The sequence below is a fragment of the Moorena sp. SIO4G3 genome (genome assembly GCF_010692305.1).
Classification (GTDB): domain Bacteria; phylum Cyanobacteriota; class Cyanobacteriia; order Cyanobacteriales; family Coleofasciculaceae; genus Moorena; species Moorena producens_A.
This window is the reverse complement of the sequence record NZ_JAAHIG010000650.1, coordinates 1-2,429: the sequence shown is the minus strand read 5'-3', so window position 1 is coordinate 2,429 and position 2,429 is coordinate 1. Positions and strand designations below refer to the sequence as shown.

The following is a 2,429-nucleotide window of genomic DNA, read 5'->3' as shown; positions in this document are numbered from 1 at the left end:
AAGAAGCCTTTACAGGGGACAGACTATGCAAAAAAGGGTTAAAAATTATTAATTAAGGCTTCTTTATTCTAAGGTTTCGTCTCCTTGGCTGGGAAATGCGAGTCAAGAAAAACGGAAAATTCCATTGCAAGCCCTCAGTGGATAATCATAGGAAAATCCGTGAGAAGATTAAAACCGTAGTCAACAGCTCGAATTATGGTGCAAAAGTTAAGGCCAGAAAGCTAGCTCCCATTGTAAGAGGATGGCGAAAATACCATAAATGGTGTGATATGAGCGATTCTCGGGATAGTCTATGGTTCATGAATAAAGCAGCAAACAGAAAATTCCGTAAGGAAAAAAAGGTAAGCCGCTATCAAGCAAATGAACTATGTAAAAAGGCATTCCCAAAAGTGAAGACAAAGCTTTTCGGACACAGGATGGTCAAAGGTACCAAGTCCCCATATGACGGAGACTTAGTATACTGGAGTCAACGTAACAGCGGACTCTACGACAATCATACATCCAAGGCACTGGCTGAACAAAACCATTCCTGTGGATATTGCGGAATGAAATTCATTAATGAGGAAAGAGTCGAACTACACCACATCGATGGAAATCACGACAACTGGAAAAAGAACAACCTAATGGCTGTTCACCGAAGTTGTCACCAACAAATCCACTGGAGCAAGTCTACCGACAAGCCTATTGGTTGAGGGAACCTAGGAGCCGTGTGAGGCGAAAGTTTCACGCACGGTTTTGGAGCGGAGGTGCCCTGGGTAATACCAGGCATCGACCGTAATAAGAGAGCCTTGGGTACGGTGGGGCACACCGGAACCTGGATCTTAGATCCAATAAACGCTTCGGGAGATCTGACCTCTACTGTTCTTGGTTCCGGCCAGGGAGAGCAAGTCGGGTCGTTGAGCGAAGAATCCCCGCGTCTTTAGACCGGGGAGTGTCAAGGGTATTCAACAACAATCTCCACAGCCTTAGTAAATTATCGGAAGTAGGGCACAACCAGTTAAGTTCATCAGATTGCCGTAATTTGATAGTCTAAAATATAATGGCTCCTTCATTCCCAATCCCATGGAAGTTGTCCCCTTTACCCCTCCTAGTCGTCCAACCGAGTTTTCGGCTCTGGGCTATCTGTTTGGGCGATTTGACCCAAACCCATCTCAAGAGCCTAATCGGTCAGTTAAAGGAACTCTTGTTCTCAAACAAGGAATCAGCTTCAGTGCCTATATGCACCAACCCTTGTGGAAGAAATTAAGTACCAACCCCTCTTTTGGTGAGAAAAAAGTCTATCTGTGGCGAGTATATTTCCGCATCACCAAGGCAGGAAAACTCGCTCAAATTCAAATTAAGAAATTTATTCCCCTAGAGGGGAAAACTACTCTACGTCATTCTCCCAGTGACGAAAGAGTCGATCAGTTTCGGGTTCGTGGTTTAATTCACGATGTCAAGCCAGAAGCAGTGGTGGCTTATGTAGAACGCAATCACCTGCCTCCTAGAGGAAAAGCCAAAAGTTATCCATGGCAGCCTTTTTTGTTAAGTCTCCAGGGGTCTTTGCCAGAACCAGCAGAAAAGGATGATTTCTGGGAATTTTTTTGTAGACGAGTAGGGGAGCAACTCCACATAGAGGAAGCTCATCCAGTTAACGTAAATCTAGAAGACTCAAATTTCTATTCACATTACTCCGAAGAAAAAACTGACTATCAACCTCAACCAAGCCCTCAAACTAAACCCAATGAAGTTATCATGATTCAAGGCAGAAAACCCGAAATAACCGTCAAGTTTACCGAAAGACCCAATTTACCGGAGCAAGGGAAGAAAGTTACCTTACTTCTAACTGGTGACAATGGCATAACCGTTCAGGCAGAACTTAATCGCAAGACCCTTAAAAAGCAAGTAGAAAAGATGGATAGCTTTGCTGATTGGGTAGCCGCTTTGAGTGGAAAGATAGCCAGGGTTTCTCCAGAAGGGGTAATTGAGTTAGAAGGTGCAGGAGTTAATGTATTTGAGAAAAAAGCAAAAGTTAGCGAATCAACTGAGCCAAAAGAGTCTCAGAAGCCTTCTAGCAACCCAGAAACAATTAAGCAAGAACAATCACAACAACCTGCTCAAAAGCAGAAGAAAGTGTTTCGTCTGATTGATTAGGATAGGTGTTGGTTGTAAGGAGCAGGGAGTAGCCCACAGGGGTAGGTTTTTTACCTGAGGGTCAAACGGGGAGTGTGGGAGGGGTGGGGAGATGGGGAAATAGGGAGATGGGGAGATGGGGAGATAAATAGATGAGGAGATGGGGAGATGGGGAGATGGGGAGATGGGGAGATGGGGAGATGGGGAGATGGGGAGATAAATAGATGAGGAGATGGGGAGATGGGGAGATGGGGAGATAAAGAGATAGGGAGATGGGGAGATGGGGAGATGAAGAGATGGGGAGATGGGGAGAGGGG

2 protein-coding genes and 2 pseudogenes are annotated in these 2,429 nt (G+C 45.1%); 3 read left to right on the top strand and 1 reads right to left on the bottom strand.

Annotated elements, in window-relative coordinates:
* Nucleotides 1–137: 137 nt before the first annotated feature.
* The 3 genes and pseudogenes from F6J99_RS44185 (at nt 138) to F6J99_RS44175 (ending at nt 2,133) form a co-directional block, all read left to right on the top strand.
* Complete coding sequence (locus F6J99_RS44185; RefSeq protein ID WP_293123571.1) at nt 138–692, top strand: group II intron maturase-specific domain-containing protein; 555 nt, start codon at nt 138–140, stop codon at nt 690–692.
* Between the two features lie 87 nt (nt 693–779).
* A pseudogene (locus F6J99_RS44180) lies at nt 780–923 on the top strand (RNA-guided endonuclease TnpB family protein); the annotation flags it as partial.
* Between the two features lie 139 nt (nt 924–1,062).
* Nucleotides 1,063–2,133: a hypothetical protein gene (locus F6J99_RS44175; protein ID WP_293123568.1), complete on the top strand. Its 1,071-nt coding sequence runs from the start codon at nt 1,063–1,065 to the stop codon at nt 2,131–2,133.
* A gap of 50 nt (nt 2,134–2,183) precedes the next feature.
* On the opposite strand, the pseudogene F6J99_RS44170 reads toward F6J99_RS44175, so the two are convergent.
* Nucleotides 2,184–2,429: pseudogene (locus F6J99_RS44170) on the bottom strand (hypothetical protein); the annotation flags it as partial.